At 62.1% G+C, this 17,574-nt stretch carries 15 protein-coding genes; 11 read left to right on the top strand and 4 right to left on the bottom strand.

Features of this window, described 5'->3' with window-relative positions; genetic code table 11:
• The first annotated feature begins 53 nt into the window (after nucleotides 1–53).
• From R8871_RS01665 to R8871_RS01630, 8 genes are all read left to right on the top strand, one after another.
• Nucleotides 54–758, top strand: a complete 705-nt coding sequence (locus R8871_RS01665) for a FadR/GntR family transcriptional regulator (protein WP_175048753.1) — start codon at nucleotides 54–56, stop codon at nucleotides 756–758.
• Between the two features lie 75 nt (nucleotides 759–833).
• Nucleotides 834–1,724 (top strand): L-threonate dehydrogenase, encoded by an 891-nt coding sequence (ltnD, locus tag R8871_RS01660; RefSeq protein WP_175048752.1) that lies wholly within the window; start codon nucleotides 834–836, stop codon nucleotides 1,722–1,724.
• 14 nt (nucleotides 1,725–1,738) lie between these two features.
• The gene (otnK, locus tag R8871_RS01655) at nucleotides 1,739–3,049 is read left to right on the top strand and encodes a 3-oxo-tetronate kinase (RefSeq protein WP_175048751.1); all 1,311 of its coding nucleotides are present in this window, start codon (nucleotides 1,739–1,741) and stop codon (nucleotides 3,047–3,049) included.
• Nucleotides 3,046–3,708: a 3-oxo-tetronate 4-phosphate decarboxylase gene (gene otnC / locus R8871_RS01650; RefSeq protein WP_175048750.1), complete on the top strand. Its 663-nt coding sequence runs from the start codon at nucleotides 3,046–3,048 to the stop codon at nucleotides 3,706–3,708. Before otnK ends, otnC begins: the two co-directional genes overlap by 4 nt.
• A gap of 92 nt (nucleotides 3,709–3,800) precedes the next feature.
• Nucleotides 3,801–4,589 carry a 2-oxo-tetronate isomerase gene (otnI, locus tag R8871_RS01645; protein WP_175048749.1) on the top strand — a complete coding sequence of 263 codons (789 nt, stop codon included), beginning with the start codon at nucleotides 3,801–3,803 and terminating at the stop codon, nucleotides 4,587–4,589.
• 41 nt (nucleotides 4,590–4,630) lie between these two features.
• A complete protein-coding gene (gene denD / locus R8871_RS01640; RefSeq protein WP_175048748.1) occupies nucleotides 4,631–5,614 on the top strand; it encodes a D-erythronate dehydrogenase in 984 nt (327 codons plus the stop codon).
• Nucleotides 5,615–6,075: 461 nt separating this feature from the next.
• Nucleotides 6,076–7,278, top strand: a complete 1,203-nt coding sequence (pcaF, locus tag R8871_RS01635) for a 3-oxoadipyl-CoA thiolase (RefSeq protein ID WP_175048747.1) — start codon at nucleotides 6,076–6,078, stop codon at nucleotides 7,276–7,278.
• A gap of 555 nt (nucleotides 7,279–7,833) precedes the next feature.
• Nucleotides 7,834–8,406, top strand: coding sequence for a hypothetical protein (locus tag R8871_RS01630; RefSeq protein WP_175048746.1), 573 nt, complete (start codon nucleotides 7,834–7,836; stop codon nucleotides 8,404–8,406).
• Between the two features lie 112 nt (nucleotides 8,407–8,518).
• Here the strand turns inward: R8871_RS01630 and R8871_RS01625 are convergent, their stop codons facing one another.
• On the bottom strand, nucleotides 8,519–8,899 hold the full coding sequence (locus tag R8871_RS01625; protein WP_175048745.1) for a DUF2917 domain-containing protein: 381 nt from the start codon (nucleotides 8,897–8,899) through the stop codon (nucleotides 8,519–8,521).
• Between the two features lie 248 nt (nucleotides 8,900–9,147).
• Nucleotides 9,148–10,152, bottom strand: coding sequence for a DUF535 family protein (locus R8871_RS01620; protein WP_175048744.1), 1,005 nt, complete (start codon nucleotides 10,150–10,152; stop codon nucleotides 9,148–9,150).
• A 217-nt stretch (nucleotides 10,153–10,369) separates the two neighbouring features.
• Between R8871_RS01620 and R8871_RS01615 the strand changes: the two genes are divergently transcribed.
• The 3 genes from R8871_RS01615 (at nucleotide 10,370) to R8871_RS01605 (ending at nucleotide 13,511) form a co-directional block, all read left to right on the top strand.
• Nucleotides 10,370–11,074, top strand: coding sequence for a response regulator (locus R8871_RS01615; protein ID WP_175048743.1), 705 nt, complete (start codon nucleotides 10,370–10,372; stop codon nucleotides 11,072–11,074).
• 173 nt (nucleotides 11,075–11,247) lie between these two features.
• Entirely contained in the window at nucleotides 11,248–12,033 is a 786-nt protein-coding gene (locus R8871_RS01610; RefSeq protein WP_175048742.1) for an alpha/beta hydrolase, read from the top strand.
• Between the two features lie 347 nt (nucleotides 12,034–12,380).
• Nucleotides 12,381–13,511, top strand: a complete 1,131-nt coding sequence (locus tag R8871_RS01605; protein ID WP_175049934.1) for an ATP-binding protein — start codon at nucleotides 12,381–12,383, stop codon at nucleotides 13,509–13,511.
• 22 nt (nucleotides 13,512–13,533) lie between these two features.
• Here the strand turns inward: R8871_RS01605 and R8871_RS01600 are convergent, their stop codons facing one another.
• Entirely contained in the window at nucleotides 13,534–15,864 is a 2,331-nt protein-coding gene (locus R8871_RS01600; RefSeq protein WP_175048741.1) for a patatin-like phospholipase family protein, read from the bottom strand.
• A gap of 183 nt (nucleotides 15,865–16,047) precedes the next feature.
• On the bottom strand, nucleotides 16,048–17,514 hold the full coding sequence (locus R8871_RS01595; RefSeq protein ID WP_175048740.1) for a metallophosphoesterase family protein: 1,467 nt from the start codon (nucleotides 17,512–17,514) through the stop codon (nucleotides 16,048–16,050).
• Between the last annotated feature and the right edge of the window lie 60 nt (nucleotides 17,515–17,574).

Here is a 17,574-nt window from a genome sequence, read left to right as displayed (position 1 = left end):
TCGGAGCCTCAAATTTGTATGATGACCCGACAACCTGATTCATCGGGGCACCCATGTTCGACAAGATTCCTGCCCGGGCGCTGAGCGATACCGTCGCGCAACAGTTGCTCAAGCAGATCGACAAAGGCACCTTCGCGCGCGTCGGCAAGCTGCCGACCGAGGCGGTGCTGGCGCAGCAGTTCGGCGTGAGCCGCACGGTGATCCGCGAGGCGATTTCACGGCTGAAAAACGAAGGCGTGGTCGAACCGCGCCAGGGCAGCGGTGTGTTTATTGCTGCCCATGGTGCGATCCGGCCGCTGCGCATCGACTATGCGGAAGCCGTTGAAACAGGCTCGGTGCTGCAAATCCTCGCGCTGCGGCGGGCGATCGAGGCGGAGGTTGCCTCGGAAGCTGCCATGCGCCGCAGCGACGCGGACATGATGTCGATCGACGCCGCCCTCGCAAAGATCGACGAAGCAGTGGCCGAAGGCGAGAACGGCGTCGCCGAAGACGTTGCTTTCCATCGCGCAATCGCTGCGGCCACCGGTAATCCGTATTTCCTCAAAACACTCACCTTCCTGAATCAGTACCTCGAGGCCGGCACCCTGGTCACCCGTCGCAACGAAGCGCTGCGCGATGACTTCTCACGTCAGGTGCACGAAGAGCACGCGGCCATCGTCGCGGCGATCAGGGCTGGCGATTCGATGGCGGCGCGCAATGCGGCGAGCGCGCATATGAACAATGCGGCACGGCGGCTCGCCGATGCGGGCATTTGTTGAACTGAACCAAGCCGGAGCGCGTTGCCCGGTCGGGTTTCATCGGGCGCTCGCGGCGAACCCATATAGAGGTCAGGCATGTCCAGAAATGTCGGCGTTATCGGTCTCGGGGCGATGGGCATGGGCGTCGCGCGCTCGCTGCTGGGCGCGGGCTTTCAGGTCCACGCGTGCGATCTGCGCAGCGAGATCCTGCAGGCGTTCGTGGCGGCAGGCGGCGTCGGCTGTGCGTCGCCCGCCGAACTCGGTGCGCAATGCGAGGTGGTCGTCACACTGGTCGTGAATGCCGCCCAAACCGAAGCGGTGCTATTCGGCGCGCAAGGCGCGGTCGCCGTGATGAAACCCGGCAGCGTGGTGATTGCAAGCGCGACCGTCGCACCGGACTTCGCGATCGAACTCGGCAAGCGCGTCGAAGCGGCCGGTGTGCAGATGCTCGACGCGCCGGTGTCCGGTGGCGCGGCGCGCGCCGCGTCCGGCGAAATGACGATGATGACGTCCGGCCCGGACGCCGCCTATGCCGCGTGCGAGGACGTGCTGGCCGCGATGGCGGGCAAGGTCTATCGGCTGGGCTCGGCGCATGGCGCGGGTTCGAAGGTGAAGATCATCAATCAGTTGCTGGCCGGCGTGCATATCGCCGTGGCCGCCGAGGCGATGGCGCTCGGTTTGCGCGAAGGCGTCGATCCTGATGCGCTGTACGAGGTCATCACGCACAGCGCGGGCAATTCGTGGATGTTCGAGAACCGCGTGCCGCATATTCTGAGCGGCGATTACACGCCGCTCTCGGCAGTTGACATCTTCGTGAAGGATCTCGGTCTGGTGCTCGATACCGCGCGCCGCTCGAAATTCCCGTTGCCTTTGTCGGCAGCGGCGCATCAGATGTTCATGATGGCGTCGACCGCGGGGCATGGCGGCGAGGACGATTCCGCGGTGATCAAGATTTTCCCCGGCATTGACTTGCCGGTGGCGAAGTAAGCGCGGAGCCTGCCATGACCACTCCGTCCAGACGCGCGCTGCTCGGCTGCATCGCCGACGATTTCACCGGCGCCACCGATCTCGCCAACATGCTGGTGCGCGGCGGCATGCGCACGGTGCAGACCATCGACGTGCCCGCGTCGAACGATGCCGTCGAAGCCGACGCGCTGGTCGTCGCGCTGAAATCGCGCACGATCCCCGCCGCCGATGCGGTCGCGCAATCGCTCGCCGCGCTCGACTGGTTGCGCTCGCAAGGATGCCGTCAGTTCTTCTTCAAATACTGCTCGACGTTCGATTCGACCGACGCCGGAAATATTGGCCCGGTCACGGGCGCCTTGCTCGACGCATTATCCGCAAAGGTTGACGCAACGGCTTTCACGATTGCCTGCCCGGCGTTTCCCGAGAACGGCCGCACGATCTATCGCGGCTATCTGTTCGTCGACGATACCTTGCTGAACGAATCGGGCATGGAAAACCATCCGCTGACGCCGATGCGTGATGCGAACCTCGTGCGCGTGCTGCAGCGGCAGACCGGATCGAAAGTCGGCCTCGTGCGTTATGACGCGGTGGCGAAAGGCGTGTCGGCAGTACGCGAGTCTTTCGCTGCGCTTCGCGGCGACGGCATGCGAATAGCGATTGCCGACGCCGTATCGGACGCGGATCTTTATGTGCTCGGCGAGGCATGTGCCGACTTTACGCTGATTACGGGTGGCTCCGGTGTCGCGCTAGGCCTGCCTGCCAATTTCCGTCGCGCCGGCTTGCTTGCGCAAGGCAACGATGCCGCGCAATTGCCGCGTGTCGAAGGACTGTCGGCGGTGCTGGCCGGCAGCGCTTCGAAAGCGACCAACGCGCAAGTGGCAGCCTGGCGCGAAACACGGCCCGCGTTCCGCATTGATCCGCTAGCGGCGGCGCGTGGCGAGCGGGTGGTCGAGCAGGCACTGGCCTTTGCCGAGCCGTACCTGGATAAAGCCGAGCCCGTGTTGATCTACGCCACGGCCACGCCCGACGAAGTCAAAGCGGTGCAACGCGAGCTCGGCGTCAACGAAGCGGGACACCTGGTCGAATCCACGCTGGCGTCGATCGCACGCGGTTTGCGCGAACGCGGCGTGCGCAAGTTCGTGGTGGCGGGCGGTGAAACTTCGGGTGCCGTCGTGCAGGCGCTCGACGTGCGCACGTTGCGGATTGGCGCGCAGATCGATCCCGGCGTGCCCGCCACCGCAACGACGGACGCCGAGCCGCTTGCGCTCGCGTTGAAATCCGGCAACTTCGGCACAACCGACTTTTTCGAAAAGGCACTCCGTCACCTCGATGGAGGCGTGCAATGACCGGCACACCCGCACTCCACACGACGAACGAAGCACGCGTGCGTGAAGAAATCTGCGTGACCGGAGCGAGCCTCTATCAACGCGGCTACACGGTGGGCAGCGCGGGCAACATCAGCGCGCGCCTTGACGACGGCTGGCTGATCACGCCGACCGATGCCTGCCTCGGCCGGCTCGATCCCGCCGATATCGCCAAGGTCGATTTCGCGGGCAATGCGGTGTCCGGCGGCAAGCCGTCGAAAACGCTGGCGTTGCATCGGGGCATCTATGCACGCAACAGCGAGGCAGGCGGCATTGTCCATACGCATTCGACGCATCTGGTTGCGTTGACGCTCGCCGGTGTATGGCACGACGACGATGTTCTGCCGCCCATCACGCCGTACTACGTGATGAAAGTGGGTCACGTCCCTCTGATTCGTTATAAGCGCCCCGGCGACCCGCAAGTGGCCGAGCAGATCGCCGCACTCGCCGGCACCGTTCGTGCGGTGTTGCTCGAGCGCCTCGGCCCGGTGGTGTGGGAGCGCTCGGTGGCGCAAGCGTCGTATGCGCTTGAGGAGCTCGAAGAGACCGCGCGCCTGTGGCTGATGACAAACCCGCGACCCGCGCCGCTCGACGATACGGCGCTCGAAGAACTGCGAACTGTGTTCGGCGCGCGCTGGTAGACGCATACGCTGTCGTGAAATTTTGTATGCGGAGCACGCATTCATGGCTGCTTCCGCACACCGAACGAAACCGTTTTAAAGGAGTTGCTGCCATGCCTCGCTTTGCTGCCAACCTGACCATGATGTACAACGAGCACGCTTTCCTCGACCGTTTCGCCGCTGCTGCAAAAGACGGCTTCAAGGCGGTGGAGTTTCTGTTTCCCTACGATTTCCGTGCAGGGGAAATCAAGGCGCGGCTCGAATCGAACGGCCTGACTCAGGCGCTTTTCAATGCGCCGCCTGGCGACTGGGCCGCGGGCGAACGCGGCATTGCTTCGCTGCCGGGGCGTGAAGACGAATTTCGCCGCAGCATCGAAACCGCGCTCGATTACACGCGCGTGCTCGGCAATCGCAAACTGCATGTGATGGCCGGGTTGATCGGCGCAGATCAGCCGCGGGCGAAGCATCGCGACGTGTATCTGAAGAATCTCGCCTATGCCGCGAAAGCCGCGCAAGGGGACGGCATTGCCGTCGTGATCGAGCCGATCAATACGCGCGATATGCCGGGCTTCTTTCTGAACCGCCAGGATGACGCGCAGGCGATTTGCGCGGAGGTGGGCGCACCGAATCTCAAGGTGCAATTCGACTGTTATCACTGCCAGATCGTCGAGGGCGACCTTGCGGTCAAGCTTAAACGCGATATGGCGGGTATTGGTCACATTCAGGTTGCCGGCGTGCCTGAACGCCATGAACCCAATATCGGCGAACTGAATTATCCCTACCTGTTCGATCTGATCGATACGCTGGGCTATGACGGCTACATCGGTTGCGAATACCGGCCGCGGGCCGGCACATCGGCTGGGCTCGATTGGCTTAAGCCGTATCTGAATGCCGCGCGCTAGCAAGCAACGGAGCAGCCGATCAGGCAAGGACAAAGCACATCATGAAAGTACTGATTACCGGCGGTGCGGGTTTTCTCGGCCAGCGTCTCGCGCGCGAATTGTTGGCGCGCGGTTCATTGAAGGATGAGCACGGCAAATCGCAAGCGATTACCGAACTGGTGCTGCTCGACGTGGTGCACGGAAGCGATTTCGGCGACTCGCGTGTACGCACGGAAGTGGGCGATATCGCCGAGCGCAGCGTGCTCGAGCGCATGATCGACGACAGGACGTCGGCCATCTTCCATCTTGCCGCGATCGTGAGCGGGCAGGCCGAGGCGGATTTCGATCTCGGCATGCGCATCAATCTGGACGCGTCGCGCCTTCTGCTGGAAACGTGCCGGCAGCGTGGACATGCGCCGCGTGTGGTGTTCACGAGTTCTGTGGCTGTGTATGGCGGCGATTTGCCGGAAGTCGTGCAGGACGACACCGCGCTGAACCCGCAATCGTCGTACGGCGCGCAGAAGGCGATCGCGGAGTTGTTGCTCAACGACTACACGCGGCGGGGTTTCGTCGATGGGCGGGTGTTGCGCCTGCCCACAATTAGTGTGCGCCCGGGCAAGCCGAATGCGGCGGCCTCGTCGTTCGCGAGCGGCATTATTCGTGAGCCGCTAAACGGCGAGGCGGCGGTGTGCCCGGTAGCGGGCGCGACGCGTTTGTGGCTGCTGTCGCCGCGCAAGGCCATAGAAAGCCTGATCGCCGGACTCGAAATCGATTCAGCGGCGCTCGGCAACCAGCGCGTGCTGAATCTGCCGGGGATTTCGGTGAGCGTCGACGAAATGGTGGCGGCGCTGCGCGAAGTGGCGGGGGAGGAGGCCGCGAAGCGGATCGTATGGCAGCCGGATGCGCGGGTGGAGAAGATCGTCGGCAGCTGGCCGGGGCAGTGGGATTGCTCGCGTGCCGAACGGCTCGGCTTGACCGGCGACCACAGCTTCGCCGATGTGATTCGCGGCTATATCGCCGACGAGGGTATTCAGATCCGCGGATAACGCGCGTGTTGAAGCTGTCATTTCAACAACGGCATCCGGACAGCAGAACGATCCCAAGCCTCGTGCCGGCGGGCCTAAGAACACGCCTGCCGGCACGAGCGCGTCAATCTTCAGACCTTTTGGCGGGTCATGGCTAAACGCCACCGGCCTGCAGATATTCCCTGGTTCGAGTCCGGCTTTGCTTGACATGGTTTCAGGCACACGCCTATTATCGAGCCCAGGTTGTTCGATATATGACCTTGTGTTCGTATGTAGAACAAACGGGCTGAGATCCTGAGCCCATCGTTCATCATCCTGCGCTAAGCTGATCTGTCGCGACGGCTGCCATGTGACCGTTCCCGTTGCGTCAGCCGGGTCGATACCGCACGGTATCCAGCGCGCGTCACGCGCAAGCGGCCGGCGTCACGAATCGATATCCGCTAGCGGCGCAGCGCATGCAGTACATCAACTGGAGACATCACATGACCGAAGCATTCCTGTGCGACGCGATTCGCACCCCCATCGGCCGCTATGCGGGTTCGCTGTCGTCGGTTCGCGCCGACGATCTGGGCGCGGTGCCGCTCAAAGCGCTGATGGAGCGCAACAAGGACGTCGACTGGAACGCGATTGACGACGTGATCTACGGCTGCGCGAACCAGGCCGGTGAAGACAACCGCAATGTCGCGCGTATGTCGCTGTTGCTGGCCGGTTTGCCGCAAGGTGTGCCGGGCTCCACGGTGAACCGCCTGTGCGGCTCGGGCATGGACGCCGTCGGCATTGCCGCACGCGCGATCAAGTCGGGCGAAGCCGCGTTGATGCTGGCCGGTGGCGTCGAAAGCATGAGCCGTGCGCCGTTCGTGATGGGCAAGGCCACCAGCGCGTTTTCGCGCCAGGCCGATATCTTCGACACGACGATCGGCTGGCGTTTCGTGAACCCGCTGATGAAGCAGATGTATGGCGTCGATTCGATGCCCGAGACTGGAGAAAACGTCGCCACCGACTACAAGATCAGCCGTGCCGATCAGGACGCGTTTGCGCTGCGCAGTCAGCAGAAAGCGGCACGCGCACAACGCGACGGCACGCTTGCGCAGGAAATCGTCGGCGTGACTATCGCGCAGAAGAAGGGCGATCCGATCACGGTGTTGCAAGACGAACACCCGCGTGAGACGAGCCTCGAAACGCTCGCCAAGCTCAAGGGCGTGGTGCGTCCGGATGGCACGGTCACGGCAGGTAACGCGTCGGGCGTGAACGACGGCGCGGCGGCTTTGCTGCTCGCGAATGAAGAGACCGCCAGGCGCTTCGGCCTCACGCCGCGTGCACGCGTGCTGGGTATCGCAACGGCGGGCGTCGCGCCGCGCGTGATGGGCATCGGCCCGGCGCCGGCCACGCAGAAGTTGCTGGCGCGTCTGAACATGACCATCGACCAGTTCGACGTGATCGAACTGAACGAAGCGTTCGCCTCGCAAGGTATTGCTGTGCTGCGCGCACTCGGTGTGGCCGACGATGATGCTCGCGTGAATCCGAACGGCGGAGCGATCGCGCTCGGTCATCCGCTCGGCATGAGCGGCGCGCGCCTGGTGACCACGGCGATGTATCAACTTCACGGCACGCAAGGCCGTTTTGCGCTGTGCACGATGTGTATCGGCGTCGGTCAAGGCATCGCGATCGCGATCGAACGTGTGTAACGGTTTGGCGTTTATGCAGAGAAGCGTCGCGGCATCTTGCGTATCGACGCTTCGCGTATAGCGTTCCTTTAGCCGCATAACGAACAGCTCCTTCGCTCAGGCGACGGGGCTGTTTTATTTTGCGCAGCGTATGGATTCACCGGCTATTGAGTTGATGTTTAATCGGTGTTAATGCGCCTTCCTATTGTGTTGCGGCGAATTGTGTCGATAAAAGAATAATGAAAATACTGGGCCGTCATGCAGTACGTATTTAATGCTTTATGCATTGTGAGTATTGTCGCCCTATATAGATGCTCTGGCAGGTTAAAGCAATACTGTCAACCCGCCAGATGCCGCTGCGGCGCCACGTTGCAGCATTTCGCAGCATGCCGCACGCTGATTCTAAAATCAGCGATACAAACAGCCGTAGCTTCTTGTAAGGCATGTACAATCGTTTCGCCGTACCCTTTTAGTAATTGTCACCCCGAAACTGTATGCATTCGTGGCGTTAATCGGCATCCTGCGGTTTCAGATCGCCGTCACGCCAGATCGAACAATTTCTCGAGGAGAGAGTAAATGAAGGCAGCGACGATTGGAGCAGCGTTGGTGGTAGCGGCTTTCGCCACGGCACAACCGGCGTGGGCGCAAGATGCGATGGCCAGTGCCGCGCAGGGCATCGTCAGCGCAGTGCAACCGGTGCACGTGAAGGCGCAGATCGTCGGTATCGATCCGGGCAGCCGCACGCTCACGCTCAAAGGGCCGGGCGGAAACGTGGTGGTCGTGCTGGTGAGCCAGGAAGTCGCGGGCTTCGATCAACTGAAGATCGGCGATCGGGTGGACGTGCTGTACAAGAATGCGTTGCTGGTGAAGGCAGACAAGGTCGCCGGCGCGGACAAGGGCATTCGTGCGCGCGTCGATACTCAGGTGTATGCGCCGGCCTCGGGTGGTTTTGCCTCCGCGCGCCAGGTCGAAGTGCTCGCCACCGTGCAGAAGATCGATCACAAGAAACGCCTCGTTACGCTGCGCGGCGCGTATCAGACGCAAACGCTCGAAGTCGGACCGGACGTCGATCTGAAGGGCGTCAAGGTCGGCGATACGATTCACGCGGTATTCGTTTCGGCAGCGGCCGTGCAGGTCACGCCGCAATAGATCGCACTGCGATAGGTGGCGCAGTCAATGCCACAGCAGCAAACACCCCTCTTTGCAGGGGTGTTTGCTTTTCTACGGCACGAAAGTTAGACCGTCGAGCGCGAGGGGCGTGCTATCGAGCCGCCGGTGGCCCCAGACCCAACCATGCGAGCCGCCCAAGCCATCGGCTGACGAAACCGCGTCTGTCAGGCAGCGCGCAACTTAACGACACGCGCGCGGTGCGTTCGCTATCCGTGCTGAGCCACACGCGTTCGCCGCGCTGCAGCCGGAACTCGTTGCCGGGTTCGAGCCAATGATCGTAAGGCGAGTTGACGCGCGTGAGCCACAGGCGCGCGCCTTGAACACTGAGCGTGCTGTCGGCGTCGACACGCCACGTCAGCGTTGCGCCTCGCACTACGGAAAAATGTACGACTACCTTCGGCAGACGCTCGTCTGGTTGATATGCAGACAGACTTGAGTCGTCATCCATGCACTGCGGGCTTGCCTGATCCATCTTGCTCTCCGTCATCGAGCCGGCGGACGGAGGCACCTACAAAACAAAAGGCCCCTTCCGTTACCGGCGGGGCCTTTGGGTCCTGTTTGCAGATTCAGACTGCTAACGCGCACATGCTCCCAAACGCCTGCCGATGATGGCATGCATTGTTCGGTTTTTAATCGCGACTGCGATGGAGGTGTGCGTCAACATGCGATTGAGTGTGCCGTTTTGCCGCATGTCTTGTCAACAAAAAATTCGCAATCAATTCAAGCGACAACGCGAGGCAGGCAGAGTCGGCTCGCTTTGCCTGGTGAGACGCTGACGCGGATTTGCGCGGCGAGTGCGCTGCGCAATGCGTAACGCTTGCGACGGGTTGCGCTGCCGGTATCGTCGCCCTGACGTTCGGCCAGATAGCGTGCCGGCGGCGCGAGAACGAACCAGCCGTTCCAGCGCGCGAGCGCGCCGCATTCGATGGACAACCGATCGTAGTCCGCGGCCACGCGGCGCTTTCTCAGGCAATAGCGCCAGTTCGCGTAGATGTGCGCCTGCTTCGAGACGATGAAGGTGCCGCCTGCATCGAGCGCCGCGGCGACACATTGCGCGAGGTAAATCACCAGTACTTTCGGCCGCAGTCCGTACCACCGTTTGGTTAGCGCGCGAAACAGTTCGCGACCGTTGACCGAAGTGTCCGGCCCCTGGACTGAGCCGATGCAAAGACGCGGCCGCCGCACCTTGCCGCCGAGATAGGCGAGGCTGAAGGTGCAGGAGACAATGCGCCGGTCCCGCGCATCGCGGATGCACAAGGTCCAGTCGCCTTCCTTCTGAAACTGTTCGATCGACTCGAGCGACACGTGCCAGCGCTCGGCGCCTACCTCGAACGATGCGATCTGCGCCGAGCCGGCCGCGGCGATGCGCGCGGCGAGTTGCGGCACGCGCTGCTGGGTCAGCGCATGATGATCCAGGCTCGCCGTGAGGCGTTCGCGCGGACTGAAGCGGGTATGGAGGAACGGCCGATGCATGCGTTCGAGCGCGGTGGGATGACGTTGCACCAGGTCTTGCAAGGGTGAAATCGCGCAGCCTTTGAGCCATACTTGCGTCGAACGCCACGACATCAGCGAGCGCAGCCACAAGCGCAGGCGCCGCCAGCGATGAAATACGCTGGTGCCGGGATAGAGTGCATGAGCGGCTTGCTGAATGACCGCAAAGGACGCAGTGGCTCTCGCGAACCACGGCGAGCGGGCCCGGGCCCCCTGGTTGGAAACGGTCGACATGGCAAATCCCCTGGCTATTTCAACGAGGCGATGCTAGTGGCGGGGATCGCGCTACCGTGTCGAATTGCTTGAGTGTTTGTCGAGTTTTGTCGCGCGTGTCGCATGATGTGCGGCGCATCCGCTATGCTGTGCGTCGAGCCGCCTTGTCAGCCTCGTCTGGCTCGTCCGGCCTGTTATCCGCCGCTATTAAATGAGTTAGCCCTGAACGATTCGTCCCATGCCATTCCGGATCCTCCTTGTCGAAGATGATGACCGCCTGTCCGCGCTGGTCGCCGGTTATCTGCGCAAACACGAATACGAAGTCGAGACCGTGCTGCATGGCAACGACGCTGTGCCGGCGATTCTCAAACGCCGCCCGGACCTGGTGATACTCGACGTGAACCTTCCCGGCAAAGACGGGTTCCAGATTTGCCGCGAGGCGCGCGAGCAATTCGACGGCGTGATCATCATGGTGACCGCGCGCGATGAGCAGTTCGACGAAGTGCTGGGCCTCGAATTCGGTGCGGACGACTACGTGCACAAGCCTGTCGAACCACGCGTGCTGCTGGCGCGCATCAAGGCGCAGCTGCGCCGCGTGAGCGCGCGCACGCCGGAGGCCGGCCGGCCGGAGAGCTATACCTTCGGCAAGTTCGAGATCAGCCGGGCAAGCCGCACGGTCAAGCTGCCGGACGGCAGCCTGCCCGATCTGACATCGGCCGAATTCGATTTGCTGTGGGCCTTGGTGAGTTGCGCGGGCGAGGTGGTGAGCCGCGACGAGCTGATGCGGCAACTGCGCGGCATCGAATTCGACGGCCTCGACCGCACGATCGACGGCGGCATTTCCAAGCTGCGCCGCAAGCTACATGACGACGCTGGCACTCCGCAGCGCATCAAGACGATACGTGGCAAGGGCTATCAGTTCAGCAAGCTGGCGTGGGATTGACGACGCTTATGGCGGTTGCCGCGGTTGCCGTTCGGCGGAGTCCGCATTGAGTTTCAATTGAGTAATACGTCGAAATATCGGCCGACAAAACTCCACAAACGCGACAGCAAATCGACAGTCACGCGAGGTGGGGATGATTAGCATCGCAAGCTTGTGTAATGACAGGCTTAGCGATGTCCGCTCGCGTTTCCCCACTTTCCCGCCATGCCGTGTTGATGATTCACGGCCTGGGTGGCACACGCCATGATTTCGGCGCGCTCGACCGCAAGTTCGAGCAGATCGGTTGCGACGTGCATTTGCCGTCGCTGCCGGGCCACGGTTCGAACCCTGACGCGTTGAGCCGTGTGACGTTGAGCGACTACATGCAGTTACTGAGCCGCACCTACCGAGAACTGGCCAAACGTTATGAGCGCGTCGACGTGGCGGGCATTTCGATGGGGGCATTGCTTGCATTGATGTTGAGTGCGCGCGAGCGCATGACGACAGGGCGTCTGATTCTGCTCTCGCCGCCGTTGTTTCTCGACGGCTGGGGCGGTTCACGCCTGCGTCCATTGCGCTACCTGATGTATTGCGTGCCGGGCCTGCGCCGATTGATTCGCGTCCCGGAGGGCGAGCCGTTCGGCATCAAGAACGCGCGCATACGCAACCTGATCCGTCGCCACCTGCAGAAAGGGAGTGGCGTCCACTATCCGTATGTGCCGTTGGCGGCGATCGAGCAGGTCGACTGGATGCGTTTCGCGGTGAAGCGAGCCCTGAGCCGCGTCACATGCGAGACCCTGGTCATGCATTCGGAGGAAGACGAAGTGACGAGCATCCGCTCCGCTGAATTCGTGTGCGAACACCTGGGAAGCCGCGCCGTCACCTTCGTACGCTTGACCGACAGCTACCACATGATCACGCTCGACAACGAGCGAGACAGGGTAGCGGAGCAAACCCTGGCATTCGTACAGAGGGCGTAAGAGGCAAGCCGAAGGACAAGGAAAAAACGCAGCCGGCAACAAAGCAAACCACCCGCGTCACACCGAAGAAACCAAGCTAAACTGCCGCTTGGTTTCAAGAAGTACGCTTCGGCGCGCGCAGCGCCGCCGGAAGAATGACACCCTTGTCACAAGCGCATACCGGTGCACGAACCCAGATTCCAGATGCACCACTACCTGTGGCGGACCACGGTGCCCACTTAGCAGGAGTGGTGTGAGCCGCTTTCTTTGCTTATCTTTCTTTGCGGCGGCAAAGAAAGTAAGTGCCACCCCGCACAGGGGCAACACTAATAGACCACAACCCCATTAAAGAACGCGAAGAGAATAAAATGCCACCCCCAGCGGAGCAAAAAAAACTAACAGCCTACCGCTATGGAAAATGGCGCTGGCTCCGTTTCCGCCGTTCCTGGACGGACACACGAGCAGACAGAATCCCGAGCTGGTCCCGGCTATACCTGCGTGTCTACACGCGCCTGCTGACACTGACAGTGCTGGTGCTAGCAGCATCGATAGCAACCCTGGCCCTGACACTCAAAACCTCGCCATCAATCTGGCAAACGCTAACAACAGCAAAAGCATCAATACCAATCGCATTGGCAACCCTACTGCTACCAGCCGTAACTGCATACCGCTGGATGCGCCCAGTCTGGCTGGACCTGGTAATGGTCCGCGAACGCGCAATCGACTTCACAGGCGGCCGCTTCAACACCCGCGCCCGCGAATCGCACAGCGTCATAATCGGCCCACTGGCCCGCACGCTAAACGCTCTGGCCGAGCGCATGGAACGCCTGATCGCCGCGCAGCGCGAACTCACCAACGGCATCTCCCATGAATTGCGCACACCTCTAGCCCGTGTGCGCTTCGCGCTGGAAAACCTCCGCGAACCCGCGTCAGCCGCCGAATACAACAGCGCATTGGCGAGCATCGACCTGGACGTCACCGAGCTCGACGAGCTCATCGACATGAGCCTGACCTACGCGCGCCTCGAATATAGTTCCCTGCAATCGAACCTCGAATCCACGTTGCTCACGGCATGGTTCGACAGCCAGATTACCGACGCCACGCTGCTGTACGCGGACAAGCAACTCGTCCCGCAAGCAGACGTCGACGCATCGCTACGCGTGGTGATGGACAAACGCCTCATGTCGTACGCAATGCGAAACTTGCTGCGCAATGCCAGCAAATACGCCCGTTCGCGGATCATGGTCGGATTGAGCGTCAAGCACGGCAATGTGGAAATCTACGTGGAAGACGATGGCGCGGGCGTGCCGCCTGACCAACGCGAACGTATTTTCAATGCCTTCGTGCGGCTCGATCGTCAGACTGGCGGCTACGGGTTGGGTCTCGCGATTACGCAACAGGTGCTGCGCGCCCACCATGGCCGGATCGCGGTGACTGATCCGTTGACGCTAGGCGGAGCTCGCTTCGAAATGAGCTGGCCGGTAGGCACGGTTGCGTGAAACACACCGTACCTGCGCAGCCTCAATAGGTATGTCCCAACTGGAAGTAAAAGTTATGGCGGCCGCCCGGTGCGAACGCTACCCCCAGATAGATCGGTCCGAATGAACTGGTCATCGCGGTGAAGGCCGTTACGCTGCGCTTCAGCGGCCCGCTGCCGAACTGCGAATCGCGGTTCCAGACGTTGCCGGCTTCGATGCTCAGCCCTGCAAACAGGCCGCGAATCGGCGACGCATTGAACGTGGCAAGCTGATTCATATAGGTGATCTGGCCGTATGCCATCGAGTTGCCGGACAGCTGGTCGGCGGCGTAGGCCGACAAATGCTGGAAACCGCCCAGCGTGAAGCCGAACGGATTCGTCAGATTGGTGCCGCCGAAGTCGTTACCCGCTTCGATGCTCGCGTTGATGCTGTGCCGTCCATAGCTCGCCGCGACAAGGCTTTTTCCGTATACCTCGGTGAAGCTGTCGCTGCCCGCAAACAACGAACGTTCCACGCGTAGTTCGCCGAAATAACCTTTGCGGGCGAACAACGGGTCGTCCAACTGATCGATCACGAGGCGTGCGCGCGCGCTAAGCTGCCGCCCATAGATATCGGGGAACAGCAGCGGCGAGTTAAACGCATCGTCGAGCGGCAAGTTGTATTGCGGCGAGGCGTAGCCATGCGCGTAGGCCACGCCGATACGGAAGTCGCCGAGACGGGCGAGCGGTACGCCGAAATCGATCCCTGCGCGCTCGGTTTGCAAGCTGTATTGCGTGATCTTGACGTTGCCGGAATCGTCGTAGAGATTGGCATAGCGACGCTGAAACTCGAGATAAGGCGCCACGTAATAGCCGAAAGAGCTCGACAGTGGCTGCCGCAGTTCCGCGTGCAGGTCGATCAGATCGCTGCCGACGGTGCCGTCCACTCGCCCTTCGAGCCCAGACGAAGTGAGCCACGGCCGGCGATAACCGAGGTGCAGCCGGAAGCCGCCTTCATCCGTCGAACTGCTCGACAAACCTAGCCCGAACAACAGGAAATTCGGCCCCCACAGCTTCTGCTGCGCGGAGACAATGAGTGTGTGCGCGTCGCCGTCGTCGACGAGTTGCTGGCTCACGCTGTCGAAGTCGCCGGCGGTGGTGAGCGCCAGCAAGTCCTTGTTGAGCGCGACTGGATCGTAGACATCGCCGGTTTTGACATGCATCGCGGCGCGAATGCGTGCCTCGGGTACGTAGCCTTGCGAGGCGATCTCGATCTGCGTGATCCGTACCGGGCGCACTGCGGGCGCACTGTGCCGGGCACGCCACGCGGCGTAGTCGGCGGGCGAAAGCGCCAGTTGCTGAAGCTGCGGCATGGCCGCGCGCGTGGCGGCGGCGCCGGCCGCGATGGCCTGGCTCGCGTTGGCGAAATCGGTGAAGCTCAGCGAGCCGAGCGCCGGTTCGATCAGGACGTCACCAGCCTGCAACTGTTCACGTTGGCGCGCAACGTTCTGGTGAATCAGAATGCCGATCATCTGCTGCATCACGTCGGCGGGGGAAGCCAGCGCATCCAGTGGCCGCAGCGGCGAACCGATATCGACCGCGATCACGACTTTCGCGCCCATGTCGCGCGCCGTTTCGATCGGCAGATTGCTGACGATGCCGCCGTCCACTAGCGTGCGCCCGTCGATATCGGCCGGCGCGAACAGGCCGGGCAATGCCATGCTGGCGCGAATCGCCTGCGGCAGCGAACCGCGATCGAGCACCACCTTCTGGCCGGTGCGCAGGTCGGTTGCGATCGCGCGATAGGGAATCGGCAGCCGGTCGAACGAAACGTTGCCTGGCACGGCGGACGTCCAGTCCTGCAGCAGCGCCTGCAAACGATTGCCCTGAACGAGCCCGACCGGCAAGCGGAAACCATTGGCGCCGTAGCCGAGCGAAAGGCTGTTCACATACAGCCGCTCGTCTTCTCGACGCGATTGCGGCAGGTCGGCACGCTCGGTGACGTCGAACGCGATGTCCGCGAGATTGATGCCCGCGAGGCGGTTTTGCATGTCCTGCGCCGTCATACCGCTCGCATACAGGCCGCCGACCACCGAGCCCATGCTGGTGGCGGCGATGCAATCGACCGGGATGCGGTTTTCCTCGAGCACCTTCAGTACGCCGAGGTGTGCATAGCCGCGCGCGCCGCCGCCCGACAGCACGAGGCCGACGGAGGGGCGGCCGGCCGGTCCGGCTTCCGCGCTGCACGCGGATTCGGCTGCGAAAGCGGGGCGTGCGGCTGCGGCGACCCCACACGCCAGCAGCAGCACGGTGCAGCGCAAACGAAGAACGATGGGCCGGCGACGCGTGTGCGCCCCCGTTTGTTGAAGTTGTTCGCTCGCCAACGCTCGACTCATCTGTTTTGATGCCGGAAGAAAACCGAGAGATTACATGGTTTTGCCCCGGTAAAAACAGGTGATTGGGTGCAAACGCGCGTTTGCGGAAAAACGTAGTGCTGATGCTTTTTATCCGGCGTCGCGGCGAAATACGTGTTGCGGCGGTGAGCGCGGTCCCAGGAACTCGTCCCGCGTTGTTCGCCGCTAGCCGCGCATCAAAGCACGCACGGCCCTGGCGGCCATCGGACGCCCCAAATCCGATGCGACGAAATGCGCCACTTTGCGATCGGCGAGGTCGATCGTCACGTAGTCGTTCGGCGCTTTCGTGTTGAGTCCGTCAGACGCCGAGTGGTACTCGATACGTAGCTGCGTCGCGGTGACGACCACGCGCAGATAGCCGTAGTTGGTGTCGTCATAGTTTTCCAGCACGACCTGATCGGTAGTGGCCGACGCTGCCTGCACGATTTGCGGCGCGCGGATGGTGGGCGCACCTTGTGCGGCGAGCTTGATTAAACCGTGTCCGCCGTTGCCGCACACAAGGTAGGGAATCTGCGTGCCGTCCGCATTTCGCGTGCGTGTGAAGCGTTGATAATTGTGTGCGTGACCGGACAGAAATGCATGCGGCCACACCCCGTTGGCTTCGCACACCTTGTCGATCTGCGCGAGCATATCGACGCTCGATCCGTGTCCGCCTGCGCAGTACGGCGGATGATGATCTGCGATCAGCAGTGCGCCGGTGTACTGCTCGGCTTTGACGCGCTTGAGCGCGGCGTCGAGAAAATCGAGCTGAGTACTCCCGATCTTCGGGTCTGAAATCACACCGGGATCTTCGAGGGTGTTGCTGTAAATCACCAGCACGCGCACGAACGGCGCCTCGAGCGTGAAGAAGACGCCGGGCTGGATCTGCGCGGTACGCGACAAACCGCCGGCTTCGGGCGTAACGGCGAACGTCTCCGCGCAAAAATTTCGCAGGAACGCAGTGAGACTCGCGGCGTGCGCTTCCGGCGAAACCATCCCGTCATGATTGCCGGCGCAAGCGAGGATCGGCGCCGGGTAGTCTCGATACGGTTCGTAAAACTGATCGTAGTAGTACTGGCTCTCGCCAAAGCTATAGACGACGTCGCCGAGCAGCAAGGCAAACTGCGGCACCTCACTGGCGTTGGCTTCGTTGAAATCGGCGGTTAACTTGTCGGCGACTTCGTTCTGGGTCGCCGGGCCCTTTGTATTGCCGCAATCTCCCAGCGCGTGAAACACCAGCTGTCCGGCGGCTGTGATCCTGTCGATGGCGGTTGCATTGCCGCCCATGACCTCGGCCAGCGTGAGCTGAGGCTCCACGCCGCCTCGCGGTGCGGGGAACGGCAGCGGAAACAGTTTGTGCTCCGCATTGAGCTTGTCGATTTCCTTATAGGCGGCATCGTCCGATGGATGAGGCACGCGAAACACCGTCGGGTCCGCGGTCGGCTGAGGCTGTGCGAACACCGGCTTGTCCAGCATCCGGGGACGGAGCGCCGTCGCGCCGGCGGTCGCCACGGGCTGCTTCGAACCGCTGGCGAGCGCAGCAGCCTTTTTTCCGGATGCCGCTGCCTTGCCGGGCGGCTTCCGTTTGCCCTCTGCTTTCGCCGTGCTTTCTTTTGCCTTGGCCTGGGATTTTGACTCGCGTTTTGCCGACATGAGCGCCTCTTGAGGAAGGGTAAGCGGGGAGATACGCAAGCGGCTTTCGCCGTTGTGTTC

It is taken from the genome of Paraburkholderia sediminicola (assembly GCF_902859805.1).
In the GTDB taxonomy this organism is placed as follows: domain Bacteria; phylum Pseudomonadota; class Gammaproteobacteria; order Burkholderiales; family Burkholderiaceae; genus Paraburkholderia; species Paraburkholderia sediminicola.
Note: the sequence above shows the minus strand (reverse complement) of the source record. Positions and strands in the feature narration are given on the sequence as shown.

What these genes read in the sequence shown, in the direction of transcription:
- R8871_RS01630 (WP_175048746.1), top strand. Translation starts at nt 7,834, where the DNA reads ATGAAGGCAGCGACGATTGGAGCAGCGTTGGTGGTAGCGGCTTTCGCC.
- R8871_RS01620 (WP_175048744.1), bottom strand. Translation starts at nt 10,152, where the DNA reads ATGTCGACCGTTTCCAACCAGGGGGCCCGGGCCCGCTCGCCGTGGTTC.
- ltnD (WP_175048752.1), top strand. Translation starts at nt 834, where the DNA reads ATGTCCAGAAATGTCGGCGTTATCGGTCTCGGGGCGATGGGCATGGGC.
- R8871_RS01605 (WP_175049934.1), top strand. Translation starts at nt 12,381, where the DNA reads ATGCCACCCCCAGCGGAGCAAAAAAAACTAACAGCCTACCGCTATGGA.
- otnI (WP_175048749.1), top strand. Translation starts at nt 3,801, where the DNA reads ATGCCTCGCTTTGCTGCCAACCTGACCATGATGTACAACGAGCACGCT.
- R8871_RS01625 (WP_175048745.1), bottom strand. Translation starts at nt 8,899, where the DNA reads ATGGATCAGGCAAGCCCGCAGTGCATGGATGACGACTCAAGTCTGTCT.
- R8871_RS01600 (WP_175048741.1), bottom strand. Translation starts at nt 15,864, where the DNA reads ATGAGTCGAGCGTTGGCGAGCGAACAACTTCAACAAACGGGGGCGCAC.
- otnC (WP_175048750.1), top strand. Translation starts at nt 3,046, where the DNA reads ATGACCGGCACACCCGCACTCCACACGACGAACGAAGCACGCGTGCGT.
- pcaF (WP_175048747.1), top strand. Translation starts at nt 6,076, where the DNA reads ATGACCGAAGCATTCCTGTGCGACGCGATTCGCACCCCCATCGGCCGC.
- R8871_RS01615 (WP_175048743.1), top strand. Translation starts at nt 10,370, where the DNA reads ATGCCATTCCGGATCCTCCTTGTCGAAGATGATGACCGCCTGTCCGCG.
- R8871_RS01610 (WP_175048742.1), top strand. Translation starts at nt 11,248, where the DNA reads ATGTCCGCTCGCGTTTCCCCACTTTCCCGCCATGCCGTGTTGATGATT.
- denD (WP_175048748.1), top strand. Translation starts at nt 4,631, where the DNA reads ATGAAAGTACTGATTACCGGCGGTGCGGGTTTTCTCGGCCAGCGTCTC.
- R8871_RS01595 (WP_175048740.1), bottom strand. Translation starts at nt 17,514, where the DNA reads ATGTCGGCAAAACGCGAGTCAAAATCCCAGGCCAAGGCAAAAGAAAGC.
- R8871_RS01665 (WP_175048753.1), top strand. Translation starts at nt 54, where the DNA reads ATGTTCGACAAGATTCCTGCCCGGGCGCTGAGCGATACCGTCGCGCAA.
- otnK (WP_175048751.1), top strand. Translation starts at nt 1,739, where the DNA reads ATGACCACTCCGTCCAGACGCGCGCTGCTCGGCTGCATCGCCGACGAT.